The sequence below is a fragment of the Microbacterium sp. NPDC056057 genome, assembly GCF_042266945.1.
In the GTDB taxonomy this organism is placed as follows: Bacteria; Actinomycetota; Actinomycetes; order Actinomycetales; family Microbacteriaceae; genus Microbacterium; species Microbacterium trichothecenolyticum_C.
Window position 1 is genome coordinate 270,128 of the sequence record NZ_JBHJWS010000004.1, and the last position, 19,619, is coordinate 289,746.

The following is a 19,619-nucleotide window of genomic DNA, read 5'->3' on the forward strand; positions in this document are numbered from 1 at the left end:
TCAGAGTTCCCTCACGCCGAGCGCGGACAGTGGGGCCGAGGCGGCCTTCTTGGCGAGCGCCTCGCGCGAGCGCAGATGCGCCATGAAGAGCTGGCCGCCGCGGTGCTCGAACCCGAGGTCGTCGACGGTGAGCACCCTCATGCCCAACGACACCGTCGCCCGGATCGGGTTGAGCTGGGCGTCGAACGCGTCTTCGGTGATGGAGAGGTCGGTGATGCGCACCGGCACCACGCGGTTCGGTCCCCACACGAAGAGCAGCAGGGGCGTTTCGATGGCGAGCACCTCGAGCGCGCCGCCGCGGGCGATCGAGTCGTTGCCCTGCAGCGCGTCGCTCGTGGGCTGGACGAGCAGCTCGAGCGCGGCCAGCTCCGGATGGATGCCGACCTCGGCCGCCGTCCGGTTCTGATCGGGGTGTTCCAGCCGATCGGTCGCGTCGATCTCGGCCTCGACCTTGATCGTCTCGGCCGCTGCGCCCTTGATGCGCAGCGCTTGGGATTTGTCGCCCCCGGACTCGCCCGCCGCCTGCACCTGCATCGTGCGGCTGAGCGAGTCGGGGTTGTACTGCAGGGCGATCGTGCGCAGCGTCCGCCCGCTCTTGACGTCGACCTGCACGAGGCCGCCTTTGATGAGCCGGGGTGATGTCATGGCCGCTTCGCCGCCTTGTCTTTCGGGAGCGTGTTGTCGAAGTATGCGTAGGTCGCCGGACGCAGGGACTGCAGCAGCTCGGGGGACGAGACGTACAGCGCGTACGCCTCCGCGTAGCTCTCCTTCCACGCGGTGGTGCCGTACTGGGTCGCCGCGCCCCCGTCCTTCTCCGTCGCCTCCCGGAAGGGCTTGCCCTTGGCGTCGCCGCCCTCGTCGACGTTCGCGGTGGTGCCGCTGAAGCTGACGGTCGACCCGGACTCCGTCGTCGTCGCGGCGAGGGCATCGCGTGCGGTCTTGGTCGCGCCCTCCGCAGCCTCGATCGCCTTCTCCGCAGGACCGCCCAGAGGGTAGCTTCCGGCGGCGTCGGCATGCTTCGCGAGCGCGGCCGCCTGGGCTGCGCCGGCGGATGTGTACTTCGCCATCGCCTTGCGCATGTTGCGGTCGTCGATCGCGTGCCCGATCTCGTGGAGGATCACCTGCGACGCGTATGAGAGCGCGGAGCCCTTGCCGGCGAAGCGCACGTCGGAGACGTCGAAGGCGGTCTTGCGGATGGTCACAGTGTGCGTTCCCGCGTCGTATTCGCCGTCCTCGCCTGCGGGCGGGTCGCCGACCACGACGGTGATGCCCTGCACGAGGGAGAGGTGCGCCGCGGGGACACGCGACACCGCGCCGCGCAGGGCTTCGAGCTGGCCGCCCGTGAGGGAGTGCGTGATGCCGGCGGTCTTGATCTTCCCGGCGACCGGGTCGGGCGGGGGCTTCTTTCCGGGTTCGGGCGGTCCGGGCACTGCTTGGCCGGGCGGGGCGGTCGCGGCGCCGAGCTGCTCGACGAGCACCCTCGTCGTCGCCGTCCCACCGGCGGGCGCAGGCGGCGCGGTGTGGGTGAAGCGGTAGAGCCCGTCGATCCCGCCGTGCTTGGCGAGGTCGAGCTTGAGGGTGATCGTGCTGTTCTCCGGCAGCACCGTCGGCGTGGCATCCATCAGCTGCCCGACGAGATTCTGCATGCCCATCGCGGGCACCGCGCTCGCCGAGCCGTCGATCGTGATCGTCGTCTTCGCGGGGGGCGTGTACGGCGTGGCGTTGGCCTGGAACGACGTGTCGGGCGACGGGATGCTCACCGGCATGTCCGCCGTGATCTGAATGCGCTTGCGATCGGCCTCCGGAAGAGTCATGAGCGTCGTCGCCGGCGTGACAGGAGCCTTCGGCTGACGGCGCACGATCGGAGGATCGCCGATCCGGTGCTGGGCGACGTGGGCGAGCTCGTGCGAGAGCCTCCGCCGGCCCTCCTCGGTGCCGCGCTGCTCGCGCCCGGGCGCGAATGCGATGCGACGGCCGACCGTGAGCGCCTCCGCACCCGCACGCTCGGCGGTGTCGGCGGCCGCGGCATCCGTGTGCACCCGCACGTCCCGCGCGTCGAGGTCCGGTGGCGCAGCCAGCCGCTCGGCTGCGTCGAGGGCGCGCCCCTCGCCGTCGAGCCGCACGTCGAGCTCTGTCGACGCCGACGGCCCGTGCGTGGGCACGGCCGCGAACGACCATCCGGTGAGGGACGCAGCAGGGGCGACGGATGCCTCGGAGAACTGCTCCGCAATGCGCTCGGCGGGCGCGTCCGCATGCCCGACCGCGTGCACGCCACTCGGGCGATCGGCGGCGGGAGCAGCGGAGGGGGCGTGGGCGAGGCTCACGGCGCACCCCCTTCCGCGAGACGCAGTTCGGGCACCGGGACGGGGCGCAGCAGCCTGCGGTAGGCCTCGGGTGTCGTCGGCGCGTACCCGCGCACCCCAAGCAGCACCCCGCTCTTCGGATTGACGCAGACGGCGAGGCCGCGCGCGGCGTAGACGCGCTCGCCGCCGGTGATGGTCAGAGGCCCGAACACGTGGTCGAGCTCGGCGTCGGGTTCGCCGAGCTCGGGGATGGCGAGGAGACCTCCCTCATCATCGACGGGCATGACGCCCTCGATCAGCACGACGCGGCCCTCCCGGACCCACGCGCGCAGGCCGTCGGTGAATCGCCGGGTCGAGAGGGGGACCCACGAGGTCATCGCGGGGGGATCGCCCAGCAGACCGTCGAACGCCGGCGCCGCGCCGGCCTCGATGCCGAGCGTCTCCGCCGCGTCGGCGGGCAGACCGGTCCACCCCGACACGTCGGCGGCGTCGAGGAGCCGTGACAGCGCATCCGTCATGGCCGCCTCCCGCCCGCGGTGCCGCCGATGCGGTCGACTTTGCCCAGGAAGTAGGCCGTCCACACGTTGTCGGCGCCCACGACGTCGACGAGGCGCTGCGCTTCGGTGATCGACGTGTACGCGCCCGGTGGGGTCACGGTGATCGGCGGCAGCGCCGCCCAGGACTTGCCCTCGACCAGCTCGCGCGTCGGCCGATGTGCCAGGAGCCGACGGCCGCTCTTCGACCAGACGACATCCGTCAGCAGGCTGTCGACGCCCTCCATGAGGGTGTTCCACTCCCGCTCCGACTTCTCCTTCAGCTTCACGGCGTACCGCCGGTAGTCCGCGTGCGCGAGGGTGTGGCCGTACTCGTGGATGAGGGTCTGGAACATGTCCCACCGCGCGGCGCGGTCCTCGTCGACGTCGCCGGTCTGGAACATGTCGACGTAGATCTGCCCGCCGACCTGTGCTCCGCCCCAGTTGCGGTCGATGTAGATGAGCTTGTCGGCGGTGGTCTGGGGATCGTCCTCCCACTTCTCGCTCACCCCGTCGACCACTGCGGCCTGGGCGACGTCCTCCAATGCCTGCGCCTCGTCGTTGCGCTTGTCGCCGATCGTCTCGGGCCGCGCGTCGCACTCGGCGTTGATGGCGTCGAACGCGGCGTCCGACCGGAAGTAGTAGCGGATCTGCTGCAGGGCCCACGAGACGCGGTCGGCAGGATCGGCGGACTTGACGGCGGTGGTCTGGCGGTGGTGCCAGGAGAACAGCGTCTGCGGTCTGCCGTCGCCGCCGAACGTCAGTTCGGGCCGCGCGCCGGGGTTGTAGAAGGTGCCGAAGACACCGTCGGTCGCGTCCTTCGCCGGCTTCGCCATGCGCTCGATCTCGGAGGGCTTCGATGCGCTGCCTGCGGCGCGGGCGCTCTCGTAGGCCTTCTCGACCTTCACGGCCAGCGCCGCTGCGACCAGCGTGCGGTACTTGCCGCCGGGGGCGAACATCGCCTTGCGCTCGGCCTCCTCCTTCGCCTTCGCCTCGGCTTCCGCCTTCCTGCGAGCGGCCTCCTCCTTCCGCTTCGCCGCTGCTTCCTTGCGGCGCTCGGCGGCCGACTTCTTCGGCTTGGCCGACGCCGTCGTCGGCGCGGCCGTCGGCGGGGTCGCCGGGTCGGGTGGTGTGGTGGGCGGCGTCGGCTTCGGCTTCACCGGGCGAGGCGGGGTGAGCGCTTCGCGCGCTGCCTTCGCCTCGTCGCCGGTGACCGGCGAGGTCGCGGCGAGGGCGTCGGCGGCCGATGCGGGCAGGTCGCGATGAAGCGTGTCGGCGATGAACAGGTCGAGTGAGCGGACTCTGTGACGGAGCTTCCGCTCCTTCTTCGCGAGCCGGCGGCGCTCGGCGGCGTCCGTCGCCGCGACGCGCTCGCGGGTGACGGCCTCGAGCTCGCCCTGCCACCGTGGGCGCGTCGTGTGCAGCACATGGTCCCGCGCCTTCGTGCGGTCGGCGGGGGAGAGCCGGGCGACGACCGCGGCGGGGTCGTCGCCGTAGTAGTCCTCCTCGAACCGGGCGTCGAACCGGGCGCCGTCGAACGCGAACGACGGCGACCCGGCGGGCAGCTCGGGGCCGACCACTTCGACGGTTCCGCGGGAGAGGGCCGTGCCTCCTCCGGCGAAGCGCCGGGCGACGACGTCGTCGAGGCGGTCCTGCTGCGCGCCGTGGAGGTTGTCGTTCAGAGACGCGTAGCGCTTCGCCGGTTCGCGGAACACCACGAGCAGCTCGTCGGGGGTGGCGAGCTCCACGAGGTCGAGGATCGCGTCCTCGTCGTCGTCGAGTGTGGGTCCGTCGATCATCTCGTCGATGAGCAGGCCCATCTGCGTCCCCGTGAGCTCCCACCCGGGGCTCCCGGCCTTCCATTTGCGCACGACCGCGCGGGCCTTGTTGTCGGCGTCGTACGAGCCGTCGTGCGACCCCGCCTTCGTGATCGCCTTCACGTATGCGAGGAGCTCGGCGTCGCTCCACGAGCCCTCGGCGCCGAAGAACACCGCGAGCTTCTCCCAGAAGCTGCGCCGCTGCACGCGAGCCGGTGCCCCGGTGGATCGCGGTGAGGCGCCCCCACGCTGCTGCACGACGTGGGCGAGCTCGTGGGCGATGAGGTGCCGACCCGCCGGGCTCGACGGGTCGAATCGGCCCGAGCCGAACACGATGTGCTCACCGACGGTGAACGCCGTGGCGTCGACTCCGGCGGCTGCGCTCGCCGCCTGGGGGTCGTCGTGCAGCCGCACCGACGAGAAGTCGTAGCCGAAGCGCGCCTCCATCGAGTGCCTGAGGCTCGGATCCAGCGCCCGGCCGCCGCCTCGGGTCGCGGCATCCACTCCCGTCGTGTCGAAGGCCTCCGCGGGCGCAGCGTCGCTCGTGGTCGCCGGGGCGCGCTGCACCTCTTCGCGCTTCTTCTGCTCCTCCGCCTTGACAGCGTCCTCGGGCTTCTTCTGCTGTTCGGTCCTCGGCGTGGCGAGCGGCGGAACGAGGGGGAAGGGGAGACCCGGCACCTGACCGGCCGGGGCGAACTTCTGACGGGCGACGACGGATGCGATCGCGGCGTCGCTGAGCTCCTTGTCCTGCTGAGCCTGCATGCCCTTGATGATCGGGTCGTTCCTCAGTCGTGCGGTGTCGGCGGCGATCGCCGCCGTCTTCCTGTCGGCCGCGCTCTGTCGCTTCTTGCCTCCTTTGGGCAGCTGTTCCGTGTAACCGAGCGTGAGTCCGAGCCCGACATCGCCGAAGCCCACGCCGCGGCCGCCGGGGCGCGGATCGCCCGCGAGCAGCCCGGGGACGCCCTCGGCCCGCACGCCGACGCTCAGACCGGGCGGCACGATGTCCTTGACCTTCGGAATCGATCCGAGCGGCAGCGGCACGTCCTTCCCCGAGAGCGCGAGGCCGCTCGCCGCCGCGGCGGACAGCACGGGGCTGTCCTCGATGACTTCGCGGACCTTCTTGCCGCTGGGCAGCTCGGTCTCGGTCGCAGCCTCCACCGCCTTGCCCGCGCCCTCCTTGTACGCCTCCGCCTGTGGTCGCGGCTTGTCCTCGAGCTTCTTCGGCTGGTCCTCGTCACGATGGACGGATGCCTCGGCCGGCACGTTCGCGAACGACCAGCCCGTCACGCTCCCGCCGCGGGCGACGATGTCGGCGGCCCGGTCGGCCTGGCGCTCCGTCGCGTCGTGGCGATGCGACACGCGCCGCGGAGGTGCGGCGTCCGTGCCCTTCGCCGGGGGAGCCGGAGTCCTGCTCATCGCGACGCCCCCTCCCGGATCCGGTCACGGGCCGTCGCCCACGTGTCGCGCGCCACCTGGGCGGCGAGGCCTTCGCGATCGGTCACCGGCCGCGCGCGGCGCGGTGCGGCGGCCCAGCGCGGCTGCTCGTCGCCACGCCGGTCGGCGGTCGCCAGCTCGCTCAGGCGCTCCGCGACGAGCGGGCCGATGCAGTCGGCGAGCTCGGCCGGAACGCCCCGCAGCACGAGGTGCTCGATGTCGATGTCGATGCGCGTCATCTCGCACCGCCTCGGAGCAGCCCGGTCTCGGCGGCGGTGAGTGCGCGCTCGGACTTCGCAGCCTCGCGCGTGGCAGCGAGCAGCAGGTGTCCGGGGCCGATCGCGACGCCCTCGTCGGCGGCGGCGAAGGCCGCCGAGAGGGCGATCTGCCGGATTGCGCCGCCGCTGAGCTGGATGCGGGCGAGCGCCGCAGGATCGACCTCCGCCAGCGGCGTCGCCGCCGGGAACACGCGCCGCCAGATCTCGGCGCGCGACGCCTCGTCGGGGAAGGGGAACTGCACGACGAACCGGATGCGGCGCAGGAACGCCCGGTCGACGTTGCCCCGCAGGTTCGTGGTGAGGATCGCCAGGCCTCTATAGGACTCCATGCGCTGCAACAGGTACGCGACCTCGAGGTTCGCGTAGCGATCGTGGCTGTCCTTGACATCGCTGCGCTTGCCGAACAGCGCATCGGCCTCGTCGAAGAGCAGCACGGCACCGGATGCCTCGGCAGCATCGAACACGGTCGACAGGTGCTTCTCGGTCTCGCCGATGTACTTGCTCACCAGCGCGGAGAGATCGATGCGGTAGAGATCGAGGCCCAGGGAGCCGGCGAGCACCTCGGCCGCCATCGTCTTGCCGGTGCCGCTCTCGCCCGCGAAGAGCGCGGTGACGCCGAGTCCGCGGTCCGACCGGCTCGCGAACCCCCAGTCGTCGAGCACGGTCGCGCGGTGACGCACGTGCCGCTCGATCTCGCGCAGCAGCTCGCGCTGGCCCTCGGGGAGCACGAGGTCGTCCCACCTCGCGCGCGGCTCGATGCGCTGTGCGAGCGCACCGAAGCCCGTGCGCGAGCGTTCGCGCACGAGACGGCGCAGGGTCGCGACATCGCGGTCGGGAAGGGAGAGCCACTCGGCCGCGACCGCCGCGACGACCCCCGCGGGCAGGCGGAAGTGCTGCGACAGCTCACGCTCCGCGACGACGATCGCCTCCGCGTCACCGGCCGGCTCCAGGGCTGCGCGCCACAGCGCCGCCTCCTCGCCCGCGGTCGGCAGGGGCACCGTCCGTGCGAGCGTGACCCTGCCGGCGATGTCGCCGGGTCCGTCGGTGACGACGACTTCGGCCTCCAGCAGCGCGAGCAGCCGTGCGTCGTCGGTCGCGATCAGGCGCCCGTCGAGGACGGCCTCGCGGTCGAGCACGGCGGCGGTGTCGGCGGGGTCGCGCTCGGCGGCCGCCGCATCCCGGACGGAGAGCACCCCGCCCCCGAGGGCCGCGGCCACGCGGGCGACGACGCCCCCGCGAGTGTCGGCATCGGCGCCGTCGAGCCGTACGAGCACGCGGCCGTCGACCGCGCGCACCGCGGCGGCGAGCTCGTCGGCCAGTGCCGTCTGCGCCGCGGTGAGGCCGCCCGCGAGTGGGTCGGCGATGAGCCCGTCGAGGTGGCCGGGCCCGAGGTCGGTGAGCCGATGCAGCACGGCCTCGTCGATGCGGAGGGGCCGGAGCGCGAGGATGTCGCCCGCGCCGAGCCTCACGAGCCGCCGACGTCGCAGGGGCCGGTCCGGCGAGAGTGCATCCCAGTGCGCAGCGGGCAGCACCGAGAGGGCGAGCCCGAAGGTCGGCGACGGGGTCCCTCCCTGTGCCGCCGCAACATCCGCCGCCACCTGCGCGTCCAGCTCCACGGCGGCGGCGAGCATGAGAACGTCGCACTCGAACGCGGAGAGCCCGAGCCGGTGGCCGAGATCCGCGAGCGGCGAGCCGTCGCCCTTCGGCCGGGGCGCGTCGTCGCCGCGCAGCAGCGCCGCGATGCGTGCGAGCTCCGACACGAGCCGGTCGCGCGGCGCGTCGCGCAGCCGGCCCGGCTCGTCGAAGGCGGCGGTGGTGCTCATGGGACCGTGATCCTCTGCACCGGATCGAACGCGGGCGGGTCGGGCGGGGTCTTCGGGCTCAGGAGGATGAGCCGGCTCTCGGCTCCGTCGACGGCGAGGCGCACCCACTGCGGTCCGCCGGGGACGTCGCCGTATTCGAAGACCAGCGTGTCGGTCACCGTTCCGTGAGGCTCCGCCTGCGCCACATCTCCGCCGAGCGCGAGGGTCGCCCGCTGGCCGGGCCGGACCTCGGGCGAGACCTCGATCGTCGCGGTGACGTCGCCGGTGCCTCCGTCGCGGACCGCGCCGGTCGCGCCGCCGAACCGGATGACGGGGGCGAGGAGCATCGCCGCGGTGTTCGTCTCGCGGGGGATCGTCTCGGTCGGCGGCGTCAGCGAGACCCGCACCGTCCACACCCCCGCGGGCCATGCGGCGTCCGCGCCGGGGCTCGCCGGGAGGGGAACGTCGACGACGTCGCGGCGGGTGTTGGCGCCGATCGGCACCACGATCGGAGCAGTGAGCGAAGGGTGGGAGAAGCGCACCTCGACACCGGTCCCGTCGAGGTGCGCGCCCTCGACGCGCACGCTCTCGCCGAGGGCCGCAGCGGGCTGGGGCGCCGGCGGCACCACACGGAACACCGTGGGGACGGGTGGCAGCAGATCAGGGTGCACGAAGACACCCGGCTCCCGCCCGCCGTTCGCCGCCGGATCCCCGCGCGTGAGCACCGGCAGCCCGCTGCGGACCGGCTTGGTCGCCTCGATCAGCACCACTGTCACGAGATAGCCGACGCTCGGGCGGTAGTTCGCCTGGATGGCCGACCACAGCCGCGACATCTCCTCGGAGTCGATCGGCTCGGTGGTCACGGTGATCTCCGCCGCCTGATCGGCGAGGTCCGCGGCCGCCAGCGCCTGGTAGGCGGGCGGGAGGATGCTTCCGCTCACCACCCCGGCCTGCAGCGCCGTCCTGATCGACACGCGATCGAGCACGGGCTGGTCGTGCAGGATCGACATGGCGTACCCGAGCAGGATCTCGGCCTCGAAGTCCGCGGTGCCGTAGGCGGTGAGGAGATAGTGCAGGTCGAGCGCCAGCGGCGGGTTCGCCGTGCGCGTGCCCGCGGCGTCGAAGCCGGGCAATCCCGCGTTGCGCCAGCCGGCGTTGGGACTCACGCGGTACAGGAAGAGGTTGAGGCTCGGCTCCGTGTCGGGCTCGTTGAGCTTGATCGCGTCGGGCGCGAGCGCGGTCACCTTCACCGTGCCCACGGCGGGCCCGGCTTGGACGATGCCGTTGTCGAGCAGGTTGCGCAGTACGGCGCTGACGCCCCCGATCGCGAGCGGGCCGCTCATCGTGGCCTCCCCGTCAGGTAGTCGTGCAGCGTGCGCTCAGGGTCGCGCGCCGGGCGCGCGCTGCGGGGAGCGGCGGCGGGCGGCGCGACGGTGGCGCGCACCTCGATGCGCCCGATCGTGACGTGCACGACATCCGGCTCCGGAACGGGGGTGGATGCCTCGTCCCTCGTGCTCGCACGCACCGCCGGCGTGGTGGCGGTCGGAGGTTCCGCGCGCCGCGGCGGCGCCGCCTCGACGCGGCGGGTGGCGGGAGCGGGAGCCGGCGCGGCAGCGGCGTCGCTGGGCTCGGCGTCGACGTCAAGAGTCCCGCGCTCGGGCGTGGGCTCCGCGGTGACGACCTCCGGTGCGGTTCCCGCGGCCTCGCCGCGACCGGCCCTGTCCGAGGGTGCGGCGACGGCGCGATCGTCCTCGCCGCGCGCCGGTCCGGCGGGCTCGACCCGCACGGGGGCATCTGACTTCGCCGGGGGACCCGGCAGCTCGGTCCGGGCGGGAGCGTGCGCAGCCGTCGCGATCGGCGGGGGAGCCGCAGCATCCCTCGATCCCTCGCCGCTCATCGGTTCGAAGCGGGAAGGCAGTCGCGGACCCGCCGCGGCGGGAGCGCCGCCCGCTCGGGCGGCGAGACGAGCGAGGTAGCCGCTCATGCTCCCTCCCGCACGATTTCGAGGTACGCGGTGCGGCGCTGCTCCGGGAGCGCGAGCACCTCGGCCTCGGTCCAGCCGTAGGCACGTGCGAGCACATCGACCTCGCGCAGCACCCTCCGGGCGCGCGTCTCGACCTCACGCCACACGAAGGCGATCGGGTCGACATCGGCGTCGAAGAACGCACCGCACTCCGGGCACTCCAGCCCGACGGCGACCTCGGCGAGCGGGTCGGCGGCGGCGAGCGCGGCCTCGATGCGCTCGACCACCTCGACCGGGGCGAGCGCCGCGTCCTCGCCACCCGGGCCGGTGACATCGCAGCACCGCGCGAGGAGGGCGGTGGCAGCATCCGCTCGTCCGGCGACGTCCGCGAGATCGCCCGCCGTCGGCACCCGCCAGCTCACCCGCCACGCGCCGTCCTCCGTCGACACGGTCAGGTCGCCCGAGGCCGCCGCGCCGCCCAGCCCGCGCAGGGAGTCGGCGTCGAGAGCGAACTCGACGGCCGACGCGCACGCCGGGCACGTGACGACCGCCTCGAGACGCGGGCCGGCAAGCGCCGTGTGGAAGCCGAGGGCGGCGGCGTGCAGGTGCCCGAGCGGCGCGGCGCGCAGCCCCACCGCGTCTTCGCCGGCCGCTGCCGCGACCCGGAGCGCACGCGCGATCGGCGCCTCGCCCTGCGCTGCGTCGGCGAGGTCGAGGATCGTCTGGGCCCGCACCGGAGAGGCTGCGGCGGCGGCCACCGTCGGCTCCTAAGGTTCGGCGAAGACAGGTTCGGACGGCTCGACGACCGCGTAGTCCCGCTCCCAGCCCTCGTTCTCGAGCTTGAGCGTCTGGATGGCGACGGCGTTCGCGTTGGCGTCGAGGTCGGGGAGTGCCTGGTACTCCGAGACCCACGCGCGGAACACCTTGTACGCGATGACGAGCTGGCCCGCCTCGTTGTAGAGCTCGACGATGAGGTCCTTGCGGAAGTCTTTGAGCGACACCTCCGCCCCGAGTCCCGACCCGAAGTTCCACACCTTGTTCGCCCACTGCTCGAACTCGACGTCGTGCGTGACACCGCGCTCGAGGGTGATCGCCTCGAACTTGACCCGGCCGGGCGACTTGCGCGACGTGGACGGGTCTCCGCCTTCGCGGTGCTCCACGACCTCCGTGGTGCGTTTGAGGCCGCTCACCTTGCTGACACCCGCGACGTACTTGCCGTCCCACTTCACGCGGAACTTGAAGTTCTTGTACGGGTCGAACCTGCTGGCGTTGACGCTGAACTGTGCCATGTCCCGATTCCTTCGGCTCAGACGGCGCTCGCGCCGGCGATCTGCTGCAGTCGGATGACGACGAACTCCGCGGGCTTGAGCGGCGCGAACCCGACGTGGATGTTGACGATGCCCCGATCGATGTCGGACTGCGTCGTCGTCTCCTTGTCGCACTTGACGAAATACGCGTCGCGCGGGGTGCTGCCCTGGAAGGCGCCCTGCCGGAAGAGGTCGTTCATGAACGTGCCGACGTTGAGGCGGATCTGCGCCCACAACGGCTCGTCATTGGGCTCGAACACCACCCACTGGGTCCCGCGGAAGAGCGACTCCTCGATGAAGAGCGCCGTGCGCCGCACGGGGATGTACTTCCACTCGTTCGCGAGCGAGTCCGCGCCCTTCAGCGTGCGCGCCCCCCACACGACACGGCCGGCGCCGGCGAACGCGCGCAGGCTGTTGATGCCGAGCGGGTTCAGCTGCCCGATCTCGCCGTCGCTCAACGGGACGGAGAGCTCCGGCACGCCGTTGAGGGTGGCCTCCAAGCCCGCCGGCGCCTTCCAGACGCCACGGGTCGCGTCGGTCCGTGCGAGAACGCCGGCCACCGCGCCCGACGCTCCGAACGTCTCGAGCTGGTTGTCGCGCAGCGGGTTGGTCTGCCGCAGTCGCGGGAAGTACACCGCCGCGTTGGCGCTCACCGTCCCGAGCGACGCGAGGCCGGACTTCGCGTCGCCGACGGAGTCCCAGGTCGGCGGTGCATCGATCACGAAGAACGCGCGCCGCGCCTCGGCGTACGTCGCCGCCTCGGTGACCACATCGGCCTCGATCTCCCCGCCCGGACCGTCGGGCGAGACCCCCTGATAGGGAGGGATCACGAGGAGGTTGAAGATGTCGGCATCCTCGAGCGCGTACATCCCCGACTTGGCGCCGAGCGAGCCCTTCACATCGGCGGCGACGAGATCGTCGCCGTCGTCTCCGCCTGCGAGCCGTTGGCTCGCCTCCTGCGAGGGATCGCCCGGCGTCGGCGTGATGCGTCCCAGATCGTCTTGCCCGCGGCGGGCGTGCCGGTGTGGACCTTGGGGCGACTGCTGTCGGGCACGGTCCCTGCGGTGCGCACGAGGTCCGACTCGTTGTCGAGCACGCGCGACAGCAGCCGGGGATGGTCGGCGGGCGTGAGAACGACGTTGCGGTGCGCCTCGATGGCTCCCGTCGCGCTGTCGCGGACGGTGAGGTTGAACAGCGTGTCGGGTTCGTCTCCGAACGCGGGGTCTTCGGGACGCGTGTCGTGGTCGATGCGCACGCGCAGGCCGTCGCCCCACAGGCCCACGTCCACGGCCTGGAGCGTGAGGAGATCCGCACCGGCGTCCAGGGCGAGGTCGACCGAGGACGATGCCGGGTCGTCGGCGTCCGAGGCCGCATCGTTCACGACGCGGACGATGACGGCCGTACCGCCGCCGTTGAGGAAGAAATCGCGGACGGAGAAGCCGAGCCGGCTGAGCTTCCACAATCCGCCGAACGTGCGTTCGTATTCACCGAAGTTGGTCACCACGATCGGTCTGTCCACCGGTCCGCGGGGCGCCCGCCCCACGAAGGCGGTGACCGAGGTGGAGACCCCGACGATAGTCCGAACCCCGCTGGCCACCTCCTCGATGTACACGCCGGGATAGGTCAGTTGGGACGGCATGGCTGTCTCCAGAGAGGATGCATCGATCTGGGGGCCCCGCCGGCGGTACCCGAAGCCGACGGGAGGGTGGCGACCCCACCACGTGGCGTCGTCGGCGTGGCCTCGACGGCCACGGTGCGAAATGCAAGGACCTCGATTCGAGAGTCAATCCCTCGCGGTGGGGGCTGTCAAGAGCCCGGCGTGCAGGGACGAATTCCCGGCGAACAGGTGACACGGGGCGTCCACGTTCCTACAGTTGAGTCACGACGCCGAGGCTGTGGGAGTCCGGCGCCGAAGACGCGCGCGGTGGAAGGGGAGATGCCGTGGTCCAGGACGTGCAATCGACCGAGGACCCTGCGCCTGCGGCCGCCGCCGCGCATGCCGCACCGCCGGTGACCCGCGGCACACTCGTGTGGTTCGGTCTCGGCTTCGTGGTGCTGTCGTTCTTCGCCGCGTTCCTCGGATCCTGGCTCGCGCGCTCGGTCGACACGGCCACGCCCGCGCCGGCGCCCGAGACGTCGGCTTCGGCGACGGCGTCGCCGGAGTACGAGGACGTGCTCGCCGAGATCCTCCCGGCCGGGTCGGCGGTTCGCGCCGGCTCCGGCGCACCCGAGGAGGGCAAGGGCTACGAGGGCGACGTCTACATCGACATCCTCAACGCCGACGTGTACCTCTTCAAGGACGACGCGTGGACGCTCGTGGGCAATCTCCGCGAGGCGGCCGCCGAGAACCTCACGGGTGAGCAGGGGCCGGCCGGCGCACAGGGTGCGCAGGGCGAGCAGGGCGAGCAGGGTGCCTCGGGTGCTCAGGGACCGAGCGGCGCCCCCGGGGCACCGGGAACGCAGGTGATGCTCGGCACGGCTGCGCCCGAGGACGACACCTGCACCGCCGACGGCGACGTGTTCATCGACACGGCAGCCGTCGAGTTCTACGAGTGCAGCGATGGAGCGTGGGTGCTGTTCGGGCCGACGACCGGGCCGGAGCCGAGCCCGGACGCCGGCGAATAGACGTCAGCGGCGAGTGGATGCCGTCACCGTGAACTTGGCGTTGCGTGCGATCTGTCGCGTCGGGCCGACCGCGCGCTCCAGCGCAGGGCGATAGCGCAGGCCCGAGTTCCACACCGCCCAGAGCTCCCCGCCCGGCCGCAGCACGCGGGCGGCCTCGGCGAACATCCGCGGCGCGATCCTTTCGTGCACCGCGGAACCGGAGTGGAACGGCGGGTTCAGCGCGATGAAGGTCGCGCTCGCGTCCGGCTGCGTCCCGAGCATGTCGTCGCGGACCACCTCGACGCGGTCGGCGACGGCGTTCGCCTCCGCGGTCGCCCGCGCGGAGGCGACCGCGGCCGCCGACTGGTCGCACGCGAGCACGCGGAGGGACGGATGCCGCATCGCCAGCGCTGTCGCCACCACGCCGGTTCCGCAGGCGAGGTCGATGGCCGCCCCGTCGGGGAGCGGGGGCAGGTGCTCCAGCAGGAACCTCGTGCCGATGTCGATCGACGCGCCCGCGAAGGCGCCTCCGAAAGCACACACGATGATCCCGTCGTGCGTCGCGCGTGCAGGCACCGGGTCGCGGCCGTCATGAGGTTCGCGCGCGACGAGCACGCGCGACTTCTGGCGGGCATGCGTGACGTCGAGGCGGGTGAAGCGCTCGCGCAGCACGTCGTTCATGGCGAGCGTCATGTGCTTCACCCGACCGCCGGCGAAGACGACGACGTCGGGTGCCGCGTGCGCGGCGATCAGCCCGGCGATGTCGCGAAGCGCGTCGAGTGACCGCGGCAGCCGCAGCAGCACGACACGCGCGTCGCGCACCAGCTCGGGGGAGAGGGGCAGCGACACGAACGCGTCCCCGAACCCGAAGCGCTCGGCGTTGGCCGCGAGGGCGCGCTCGCCCGTGAGCGGGTCCTGATGGACACGGATGCCGCGACCGCCGTCCGCGGCGGTGCCGAGTGTGAGCGCACCGTAGCCGTCGCCGATCACCACGATCCCGCCGTCGCCGGCGCCGGTTCGGGCGGCGGCGGACTCGTCGAGGAGCAGCCGGTCCGCAGCATCCGTCGCCAAGAGGTCGGGAGCCTCCACATCGGGCCACCGGCGCAGGGCGTCGAGCGAGAATGTCACCGTCCCACGGTAGCCGGACCGTCGGCGTCCGGTTCCGGGAACTGCGGGCGAATGCGTGCCGTCCCGCAGCAGCGGGACTAGCATTCAACGGTGCCAGACCGTGCGTTCAGTCCCGTCATCTCGCTGCTGACTGTGGCCGCCGTGTGGGACGCGCACCTCGGCGCGCAGCTGCGCGATCTCGGTCTCACCACGCGGAAGTACGGACTGCTCGCCCACATCGAGGCGACGCCGGGCATCTCGTTCAGCGAGCTCGCGCGGCGCTCGCAGATCACCGTGCAGTCGGCACACACCGCCGTGCAGACCCTTGTCGCCGATGGGCTCGTCGCGGATGCGACGAAGCACGCGGGCGCGGCATCCGATCTGCGGGTGACCGACCGGGGCAGCGAGGTGCTGCAGGCCGCCGAACAGCGCCTGGCGGCTCTCGACGCCGGACTCGCCGCAGGCGCGCCCGCGCTCGCCACGGCGCTCGAGGGGTTGCACGAACAGCCGTTCGGGCTCGCTCCCGAGTAGATCGAGCCGCCCGCGTACGGCCAACCTTCAGAAAGCCTGAAGCACTTTCAGTTAGACTGAAGGTGTGTTCCGCAACCCCCATACCCTGTTCCGTGCGCTCGCGATTCTCGAGGCGATCTCGTGGACGCTCCTGATCACCGGCCTCATCCTCCGCGCCACCACCGACTGGGCGCTCGGCGTCACGATCGGTGGCGGCATCCACGGCTTCATCTTCCTCTCGTACGGCGCGACCGTGATCCTCGTCGCCCTCAACAATCGCTGGCGCGTCGGGCCCACTGTGCTCGCGCTCGTGAGCGCCGTCATCCCCTACGCCACGATCCCGGCGGAGCTGTGGCTCCAGCGCACTGGTCGTCTTGCGGGCGCGTGGCGTCTCGAGGCCACGGACGACCCGCGCGACGCCACCTGGTACGACCGGCTCATGCGGTGGTTCCTTCGGCGCCCATGGGTGCTCGGCGCCCTGATCGCTCTCGCGGTCGCGCTGCTGTTCGTCGTGCTCCTCATCCTGGGCCCGCCCGGAGGTCGCGACTGACGACACCCGACCCCGGCCGCCTCACTCCCTCGGGAGTGGGGCGGCCGCATCGCGTCGTGGATCGGTGACGGACGTCGCGGCTCAGCGCCAGGCGGGCAACTGCTGCAGCGTCCAGGTGTTGCCGTCGGGGTCGTTGAACTGGACGAACCGACCCCAGTCCTGCTCGTCGACACCGCGCCCCTCGACGCCGTTCGCCCGCAGGTGGGCGAGCGCCTCGTCGGCGTCCGGCACGACGATCTGAACCGTGTTCTGCTGACCGGGCTCGAGGGTGTTGCCGAGACCGGTGCCGAAGGCGATCGAGCAGGCGGAGCCGGGTGGGGTCGCCTGCACGAAGCGGAGGCCTTCGACGGGCGTCTGATCGTGGTCGATGTTCCAGCCGATCCTCTCGTAGAACTCCTTCGCGCGATCGACGTCCGTCACCGGCACGAAGATGAGCTCGATCTTCCAGTCCATCGTGTTCCCTCTCGTCTCTGAAGCAGGTCCCCCGTGGAGGCGACGTTACGCCGGGGGTCCGACATCCGCCGCTGGGGAATACCTGCGGATGGGTGCGGTTGAACTTGACAATGCCTGTGTCAAGTTCAAAACTTGATACTCCTCCACTCAAGTTTCAGGAGAGATGGAATGCCAGAAGACTTCACCCCCCAGGCCGGCGACGACGCGAGCTCGTTCGACGAGTTCCTGTCGCGGTACCTCGCGGGCGAGCGCGCCCGCGCCGAGCGCTCGATCGACCTGAGCCGCTACCTCGGCGCCCGGACCCAGGAGCTGCTCCAGCGCGCCGGCAAGTACGCCCTCGAGCGCGGCCAGCACGAGCTCGACGCTCTGCACGTCCTGCGCATCCTCGTGGCCGAGGCCCCGGCGCGCGACGCCGTGCAGCGCATCGGCGCCGACGCCGATGCCATCGCGCGCGCCACCGAGGAGCGTCTTCCCGCCGCGACCGCGGCGGCCGACGTCGACGGGGCCGTCGTGACCTCGTCCGTGCAGCGGGCGCTGTTCCACGCGTTCCAGGTCGCCCGCTCGTCGGGATCGACCTACGTCGACCCCGAGCACCTGTTCTTCGCCCTCGTGCTCGCCCAGGACACGCCCGCCGGCCAGGTGCTGGCCCGTGCCGGCGTGACGGCCGAGGCCCTCATGCAGGGTGCGCGCGAGACCGTGACGCCGGGCGAGAGCACCCAGGCTGAGGTGCGGCCCGAGGGCGCAGCATCCGACACCCCCCTGCTCGACACGTACGGCACCGACCTGACGGCGCGCGCCGTCGCCGGCGAACTCGACCCGGTGATCGGGCGTGCCGACGAGATCGAGCAGACGATCGAGATCCTCAGCCGCCGCACCAAGAACAACCCGGTGCTGGTCGGCGAGGCCGGCGTCGGCAAGACCGCGATCGTCGAGGGGCTCGCCCAGGCGATCGTCGACGGCTCCGTGCCCGAGCAGCTGCTCGGCAAGCGCGTGATCGCGCTCGACCTGCCCGCCATGCTCGCGGGCACCCGTTACCGCGGCGACTTCGAGGAGCGCCTCACCAAGACGATGGACGAGATCGCCGCCCACAAGGGCGAGCTGATCGTTTTCATCGACGAGGTGCACACGGTGGTGGGCGCGGGCGGCGCCGGCGACGGCGGGATGGACGCGGGCAACATCCTCAAGCCGCGCCTCGCGCGTGGGGAGCTGCACCTCGTGGGCGCGACGACGCTCAAGGAGTACCGCGTGATCGAGAAGGATCCCGCGCTCGAGCGCCGGTTCCAGCCGGTGCGCGTGGGGGAGCCGTCGGTCGAGGACGCGGTGCTGATCCTGCGCGGACTCAAGCCGGCCTACGAGGAGCACCACGGCATCGTCTACACCGACGAGGCGCTGCGTGCGGCCGTCGAGCTCAGCGACCGGTATCTGACCGAACGCGTGCTGCCCGACAAGGCGATCGACCTCATCGACCAGGCGGGTGCGCGACTGCGGCTGCGTCTCGGGTCGAAGGTGGACGTGAGCGGGCTCATCGAGCGGCTTGCGACCCTGGAGGCCGACAAGAACGCGGCCGTGTCGGCGGAGCACTACGAGGAGGCGTCGCAGATCCGCGACCAGATCGCCGAGGTGCAGGACCGCCTCGAGCGTGCCACCGCGGCGGGCGCCGCCGTGCGTACCGAGGCGATCGTCGACGAGCCCGAGATCGCTGCGGTGATCAGCCGGGCCACCGGCATCCCGGTGAACCGCCTGACCGAGACCGAGCGCGAGCGCCTGGCGTCCCTCGAGGACGAGCTGCACGACCGCGTGATCGGACAGGACGACGCCGTGACCGCCGTCGCCAAGGCGGTCCGCCGCAACCGCACCGGCATGGGCGACGCCCGTCGCCCGGTGGGGTCGTTCCTCTTCCTCGGCCCGACCGGCGTGGGCAAGACCGAGCTCGCGAAGGCGCTCGCGGCGTCGCTGTTCGACGACGAGGGTGCGGTCATCCGCTTCGACATGAGCGAGTTCGGCGAGCGGCACACCGTGTCGCGCCTCGTCGGCGCCCCTCCCGGATACGTCGGCTACGACGAGGCCGGGCAGCTCACCGAGCGCGTGCGGCGCAACCCCTACTCGATCGTGCTGTTCGACGAGATCGAGAAGGCGCACCCCGACGTGTTCAACCTGCTGCTGCAGGTGCTCGACGACGGGCGTCTCACCGACGGGCAGGGTCGCACGGTCGACTTCCGCAACACGGTGGTCGTCATGACCTCGAACCTCGGCTCGGAGTTCCTCGCGTCGCGCGGCGGTGCGATCGGCTTCCTCGCCGATGGGGGAGGGGGGACCGGCTTCGGCTCCGAGAAGGATCTCCGCGACCGCGTCTTCGGCAAGCTGCGCGAGGCGATGCGCCCTGAGTTCCTCAACCGCATCGACGAGATCGTGCTGTTCCGCAAGCTCGAGAAGCCGCAGCTGCAGAGCATCGTGCGACTGCTACTCGGGGCATCCGATGCGCGCCTCGCGAAGCGCGAGGTGGAGCTGGTCGTGACCGACTCCGCCGTGGCGTGGCTCGCCGACAATGGCTACGAGCCCGAGTACGGCGCGCGGCCGCTGCGCCGCCTCATCCAGCGCGAGGTGGACGACCGCATCGCCGACCTGTTCGTCACGGGCGCGCTCGTGGACGGCGGGATCGTGACGGTGGATGCCTCGGCCGAGGCGCTCTCCGTGGTCGCCGGTTCACCCTTCGCGGTGGCGGCCTGACCTGACACGGTCGGCAGAGAGGCGCCGGGCCTTCGGCTCGGCGCCTCTCGCCTTGCATGAGCGCGGGAGCGGGCGGGCATCGCGCCGCTTCGACAGGTCAACCGCGGCTGTGCAGGACCCATTCGGGCCGAGATCTCCTGCGGAACCCTGGTTGACCTGTCGAAGCGGTGGGCAATGGGTGCCGCCGGTCGCCGAGGCCGCGCTTCGCGTGTGTCGGCGCGCCCTGCCAGA

General features: G+C 72.0%; 18 protein-coding genes. 4 read left to right on the top strand and 14 right to left on the bottom strand.

The window, feature by feature from the left end:
- Genes ACFC1K_RS17640 through ACFC1K_RS17695 form a run of 12 tightly spaced genes read right to left on the bottom strand, consistent with a single transcriptional unit; the run spans nt 1 to nt 12,941 of the window.
- Complete coding sequence (locus ACFC1K_RS17640; protein WP_375872599.1) at nt 1-645, bottom strand: hypothetical protein; 645 nt, start codon at nt 643-645, stop codon at nt 1-3.
- Nucleotides 642-2,324, bottom strand: a complete 1,683-nt coding sequence (locus tag ACFC1K_RS17645; protein WP_375872600.1) for a DUF4157 domain-containing protein — start codon at nt 2,322-2,324, stop codon at nt 642-644. Before ACFC1K_RS17645 ends, ACFC1K_RS17640 begins: the two co-directional genes overlap by 4 nt.
- The gene (locus ACFC1K_RS17650; RefSeq protein ID WP_375872601.1) at nt 2,321-2,821 is read right to left on the bottom strand and encodes a hypothetical protein; all 501 of its coding nucleotides are present in this window, start codon (nt 2,819-2,821) and stop codon (nt 2,321-2,323) included. The genes ACFC1K_RS17645 and ACFC1K_RS17650 overlap by 4 nt, the downstream gene beginning before the upstream one ends.
- Nucleotides 2,818-6,069 carry a DUF4157 domain-containing protein gene (locus ACFC1K_RS17655; RefSeq protein WP_375872602.1) on the bottom strand — a complete coding sequence of 1,084 codons (3,252 nt, stop codon included), beginning with the start codon at nt 6,067-6,069 and terminating at the stop codon, nt 2,818-2,820. The genes ACFC1K_RS17650 and ACFC1K_RS17655 overlap by 4 nt, the downstream gene beginning before the upstream one ends.
- Nucleotides 6,066-6,326 (bottom strand): hypothetical protein, encoded by a 261-nt coding sequence (locus ACFC1K_RS17660; RefSeq protein WP_375872603.1) that lies wholly within the window; start codon nt 6,324-6,326, stop codon nt 6,066-6,068. The genes ACFC1K_RS17655 and ACFC1K_RS17660 overlap by 4 nt, the downstream gene beginning before the upstream one ends.
- Nucleotides 6,323-8,188, bottom strand: a complete 1,866-nt coding sequence (locus ACFC1K_RS17665; RefSeq protein ID WP_375872604.1) for an AAA family ATPase — start codon at nt 8,186-8,188, stop codon at nt 6,323-6,325. The genes ACFC1K_RS17660 and ACFC1K_RS17665 overlap by 4 nt, the downstream gene beginning before the upstream one ends.
- Entirely contained in the window at nt 8,185-9,510 is a 1,326-nt protein-coding gene (locus tag ACFC1K_RS17670; RefSeq protein ID WP_310292152.1) for a DUF4255 domain-containing protein, read from the bottom strand. Before ACFC1K_RS17670 ends, ACFC1K_RS17665 begins: the two co-directional genes overlap by 4 nt.
- On the bottom strand, nt 9,507-10,151 hold the full coding sequence (locus ACFC1K_RS17675; RefSeq protein ID WP_375872605.1) for a hypothetical protein: 645 nt from the start codon (nt 10,149-10,151) through the stop codon (nt 9,507-9,509). Before ACFC1K_RS17675 ends, ACFC1K_RS17670 begins: the two co-directional genes overlap by 4 nt.
- Nucleotides 10,148-10,888: a hypothetical protein gene (locus tag ACFC1K_RS17680; RefSeq protein WP_375872606.1), complete on the bottom strand. Its 741-nt coding sequence runs from the start codon at nt 10,886-10,888 to the stop codon at nt 10,148-10,150. The genes ACFC1K_RS17675 and ACFC1K_RS17680 overlap by 4 nt, the downstream gene beginning before the upstream one ends.
- Nucleotides 10,889-10,897: 9 nt before the next feature.
- On the bottom strand, nt 10,898-11,419 hold the full coding sequence (locus ACFC1K_RS17685; RefSeq protein ID WP_056369810.1) for a phage tail protein: 522 nt from the start codon (nt 11,417-11,419) through the stop codon (nt 10,898-10,900).
- 17 nt (nt 11,420-11,436) lie between these two features.
- Nucleotides 11,437-12,336 (bottom strand): phage tail sheath family protein, encoded by a 900-nt coding sequence (locus ACFC1K_RS17690; protein WP_375872607.1) that lies wholly within the window; start codon nt 12,334-12,336, stop codon nt 11,437-11,439.
- Nucleotides 12,333-12,941: a hypothetical protein gene (locus tag ACFC1K_RS17695; RefSeq protein WP_375872608.1), complete on the bottom strand. Its 609-nt coding sequence runs from the start codon at nt 12,939-12,941 to the stop codon at nt 12,333-12,335. The genes ACFC1K_RS17690 and ACFC1K_RS17695 overlap by 4 nt, the downstream gene beginning before the upstream one ends.
- Nucleotides 12,942-13,378: 437 nt before the next feature.
- On the opposite strand from ACFC1K_RS17695, the gene ACFC1K_RS17700 reads away from it, so the two are divergent.
- The gene (locus tag ACFC1K_RS17700) at nt 13,379-14,062 is read left to right on the top strand and encodes a hypothetical protein (RefSeq protein ID WP_310292145.1); all 684 of its coding nucleotides are present in this window, start codon (nt 13,379-13,381) and stop codon (nt 14,060-14,062) included.
- Between the two features lie 3 nt (nt 14,063-14,065).
- On the opposite strand, the gene ACFC1K_RS17705 is transcribed toward ACFC1K_RS17700, so the two are convergent.
- On the bottom strand, nt 14,066-15,169 hold the full coding sequence (locus tag ACFC1K_RS17705) for a class I SAM-dependent methyltransferase (RefSeq protein WP_375872609.1): 1,104 nt from the start codon (nt 15,167-15,169) through the stop codon (nt 14,066-14,068).
- A 90-nt stretch (nt 15,170-15,259) separates the two neighbouring features.
- Between ACFC1K_RS17705 and ACFC1K_RS17710 the strand changes: the two genes are divergently transcribed.
- Together ACFC1K_RS17710 and ACFC1K_RS17715 are read left to right on the top strand one after the other, a co-directional pair.
- Entirely contained in the window at nt 15,260-15,679 is a 420-nt protein-coding gene (locus tag ACFC1K_RS17710) for a MarR family winged helix-turn-helix transcriptional regulator (RefSeq protein WP_082497048.1), read from the top strand.
- Between the two features lie 64 nt (nt 15,680-15,743).
- The gene (locus ACFC1K_RS17715) at nt 15,744-16,208 is read left to right on the top strand and encodes a DUF3817 domain-containing protein (protein ID WP_375872610.1); all 465 of its coding nucleotides are present in this window, start codon (nt 15,744-15,746) and stop codon (nt 16,206-16,208) included.
- Nucleotides 16,209-16,289: 81 nt separating this feature from the next.
- On the opposite strand, the gene ACFC1K_RS17720 is transcribed toward ACFC1K_RS17715, so the two are convergent.
- A complete protein-coding gene (locus tag ACFC1K_RS17720; protein ID WP_375872611.1) occupies nt 16,290-16,661 on the bottom strand; it encodes a VOC family protein in 372 nt (123 codons plus the stop codon).
- Between the two features lie 168 nt (nt 16,662-16,829).
- Between ACFC1K_RS17720 and ACFC1K_RS17725 the strand changes: the two genes are divergently transcribed.
- Nucleotides 16,830-19,388, top strand: coding sequence for an ATP-dependent Clp protease ATP-binding subunit (locus ACFC1K_RS17725; protein WP_375872612.1), 2,559 nt, complete (start codon nt 16,830-16,832; stop codon nt 19,386-19,388).
- Nucleotides 19,389-19,619 lie beyond the last annotated feature (231 nt).

Coding starts and splice junctions, on each gene's coding strand:
- ACFC1K_RS17640 (WP_375872599.1), bottom strand. CDS start 645: ATGACATCACCCCGGCTCATCAAAGGCGGCCTCGTGCAGGTCGACGTC.
- ACFC1K_RS17675 (WP_375872605.1), bottom strand. CDS start 10,151: ATGAGCGGCTACCTCGCTCGTCTCGCCGCCCGAGCGGGCGGCGCTCCC.
- ACFC1K_RS17650 (WP_375872601.1), bottom strand. CDS start 2,821: ATGACGGATGCGCTGTCACGGCTCCTCGACGCCGCCGACGTGTCGGGG.
- ACFC1K_RS17720 (WP_375872611.1), bottom strand. CDS start 16,661: ATGGACTGGAAGATCGAGCTCATCTTCGTGCCGGTGACGGACGTCGAT.
- ACFC1K_RS17655 (WP_375872602.1), bottom strand. CDS start 6,069: ATGAGCAGGACTCCGGCTCCCCCGGCGAAGGGCACGGACGCCGCACCT.
- ACFC1K_RS17685 (WP_056369810.1), bottom strand. CDS start 11,419: ATGGCACAGTTCAGCGTCAACGCCAGCAGGTTCGACCCGTACAAGAAC.
- ACFC1K_RS17670 (WP_310292152.1), bottom strand. CDS start 9,510: ATGAGCGGCCCGCTCGCGATCGGGGGCGTCAGCGCCGTACTGCGCAAC.
- ACFC1K_RS17725 (WP_375872612.1), top strand. CDS start 16,830: ATGCCAGAAGACTTCACCCCCCAGGCCGGCGACGACGCGAGCTCGTTC.
- ACFC1K_RS17665 (WP_375872604.1), bottom strand. CDS start 8,188: ATGAGCACCACCGCCGCCTTCGACGAGCCGGGCCGGCTGCGCGACGCG.
- ACFC1K_RS17660 (WP_375872603.1), bottom strand. CDS start 6,326: ATGACGCGCATCGACATCGACATCGAGCACCTCGTGCTGCGGGGCGTT.